This is a genomic window from Vibrio cincinnatiensis, assembly GCF_022113815.1.
Classification (GTDB): Bacteria; Pseudomonadota; Gammaproteobacteria; order Enterobacterales; family Vibrionaceae; genus Vibrio; species Vibrio cincinnatiensis_A.
The window spans coordinates 1-633 of sequence record NZ_SGOM01000075.1; the positions used below are offsets into that span (position 1 = coordinate 1).

Sequence of the window (633 nt, forward strand, 5' to 3'; positions counted from 1 at the left end):
GCGAAATTGGTAGACGCACCAGATTTAGGTTCTGGCGCCGCAAGGTGTGAGAGTTCAAGTCTCTCCTTCCGCACCATCGTCTCGATATCAATAAACATTTGCGGAAATGGCGAAATTGGTAGACGCACCAGATTTAGGTTCTGGCGCCGCAAGGTGTGAGAGTTCAAGTCTCTCTTTCCGCACCATATTAAGGGAAGCAGTGTTTAACTGCTCCTGCTGTAGGTCTATCGCCAAGCGGTAAGGCAGCGGCTTTTGATGCCGCCATTCCCTGGTTCGAATCCAGGTAGACCTGCCAACTTATTTGTAATCAATACTGTAGAAAGCATTCACTGAATTTGCGGTGGTGGCGGAATTGGTAGACGCGCTAGCTTCAGGTGCTAGTGTCCGTTAGGACGTGAGGGTTCAAGTCCCTCCCTCCGCACCAAGTTCAGTATTACAGGTCTATCGCCAAGCGGTAAGGCAGCGGCTTTTGATGCCGCCATTCCCTGGTTCGAATCCAGGTAGACCTGCCATTTACATTGATGATTCGAAACATTCGGGTTATCTACAAAATTTGTGCGGAAGTGGCGAAATTGGTAGACGCACCAGATTTAGGTTCTGGCGCCGCAAGGTGTGAGAGTTCAAGTCTCTCCT

General features: G+C 49.9%; 4 tRNA genes. All 4 read left to right on the forward strand.

The window, feature by feature from the left end:
- Positions 1 to 100: 100 nt before the first annotated feature.
- The 4 genes from EXA13_RS16650 to EXA13_RS16665 all read left to right on the forward strand — a co-directional run bounded on the left by EXA13_RS16650 (position 101) and on the right by EXA13_RS16665 (position 512).
- Positions 101 to 185 (forward strand) — tRNA-Leu (locus EXA13_RS16650).
- A 35-nt stretch (positions 186 to 220) separates the two neighbouring features.
- Positions 221 to 295: transfer RNA gene (locus EXA13_RS16655), tRNA-Gln, on the forward strand.
- Between the two features lie 42 nt (positions 296 to 337).
- Positions 338 to 424: transfer RNA gene (locus EXA13_RS16660), tRNA-Leu, on the forward strand.
- Positions 425 to 437: 13 nt separating this feature from the next.
- A tRNA-Gln gene (locus tag EXA13_RS16665) sits at positions 438 to 512 on the forward strand.
- Positions 513 to 633: the final 121 nt, after the last annotated feature.